Below are 1599 nucleotides of genomic sequence, written 5' to 3'. Positions count from 1 at the left end.
GGCGTGGCGAGGCCCGAGCGCGGGACCGTGGCGCGGATCGCCTCCCGCTCCGTCGCGCTCCAGCCGGAGACGAGGTCGAGGGCGGCGTCGAGCGAGGCCTCGTCGTAGAGCAGGCCGACCCAGAACGCGGCCTGCGCCGCGATCATCCCGGCGTCGCCGACGTCCGCGCCGCGCATCTCGAGGAAGCGCTTGAGCCGGACTTCCGGGAAGGCGGTCGAGGCGTGGTTCGCCCAGTCGGAGACGGTGGCGTACTCGCCCGGCATCTGCGCGAGCTTGCCGGCCATCAGGTCGCGGAACGAGGCGCCGGAGACGTCGTGGTAGGTGTCGCCGCGCTTCACGAAATACATCGGCATGTCGAGCAGCCAGTCGACGTAGCCCTCGTAGCCGAAGCCTTCGTCGAAGGCGAAGCCCAGCATGCCGGTGCGGTCGGGGTCGGTGTCGCGCCAGATCTCGGAGCGGCGCGACAGGAAGCCGTTGGGCCGCCCGTCGGTGAAGGGGGAGTTGGCGAACAGGGCGGTCGCCACCGGCTGCAGCGCCAGCGAGGCGCGGAGCTTGCGAACCATGTCGGGTTCGGAAGCGAAGTCGACGTTGACCTGCACGGTGGCGGTGCGCAGCATCATGTCGAGGCCGAGGGACCCGACCTTCGGCATGTAGCCGGCCATGATCTTGTAGCGGCTCTTGGGCATCGCCGGCGTCTCGGCCCGCGACCATTTCGGGCTCATCGCGAGGTCGAGGAAACCGATGCCGAGGCCGTCTGCGACGCGTTTCGTGGCGGCCAGGTGCTCGTCGAGCTCCGTCGCAGTGGCGTGCACGTCGGCGACCGGCGCGCCCGAGAGCTCGAACTGCCCGCCCGGCTCGATCGAGATCGCGCCGCCGGCCTGCCCCGCGAGGCCGATGACGTGGCCCGCGTCGAGAATCGGCTCCCAGCCGGTCTCGCGGCCGACGCCCTCGAGCAGCGCGCGGATGCCGCGCTCGCCCGCATAGGGAACGGGTTCGCGGGTCTCGACGTAGAAGGGGATCTTCTCGTGCTCGGTGCCGATCGCGAAGTCCGCGCGCGGCTTCTCGCCGGCGGCGAACCAGTCGATTAGTTCGACACGCGTGGTGAGCGGTGTCGTGTCGGACGTATCGCGCGCCATGCGCTGCCTCGCCAAGAAATCATGGGCTGAACTCGGGAAGCGCGCCGGCCGTCTGGAAGAGAGCGATGCGGTCGTGTTCCGTCGCCGGGATGGCTCGTGCATAGTCCAGGGCGCCGGACACGACAACGCGACCCTGGGCTTCCCTGCCCCACATCGGCGGCCAATCGCCCGGCGCCGAGGCCGTCCCGAAGTGCCGATGTGCGCAGGCGCACGCCGGCGGGCGGGTCACCGCGCGTCGCCGAGCACGGCCTGGACCAGGGCGAGGGCTGCGACCATCGCGGTGTCGGCCCGCAGGATGCGGGGGCCGAGGGAGAGCGCCACGGTGTTCGGCCGCGCCAGGATCGCCGCGCGCTCCTCCGGGGCGAACCCGCCTTCCGGCCCGATCAGGACGGCGAGCGGCACCGGGACCGAGGGGTCGGCGGCCGCGCGCAGGGCCGCGACCGGGTCGGCGATGGGTGCGTCC

General features: G+C 72.0%; 2 protein-coding genes. Both read right to left on the bottom strand.

Annotated features, from left to right (window positions below; genetic code table 11):
• On the bottom strand, positions 1-1136 hold a 1136-nt coding region (locus tag FV222_RS25455; RefSeq protein WP_147815949.1), incomplete at its 3' end, for a glutamate--cysteine ligase.
• Positions 1137-1361: 225 nt separating this feature from the next.
• A partial coding sequence (locus FV222_RS25450; RefSeq protein WP_147815948.1) for an RsmE family RNA methyltransferase occupies positions 1362-1599 on the bottom strand: 238 nt, incomplete at its 5' end.

The sequence above is a fragment of the Methylobacterium sp. WL103 genome (assembly GCF_008039885.1).
Taxonomy (GTDB): domain Bacteria; phylum Pseudomonadota; class Alphaproteobacteria; order Rhizobiales; family Beijerinckiaceae; genus Methylobacterium; species Methylobacterium cerastii.
The sequence above is the reverse complement of the archived record's forward strand: the minus strand, read 5'-3'. Positions and strand labels throughout refer to the sequence as shown.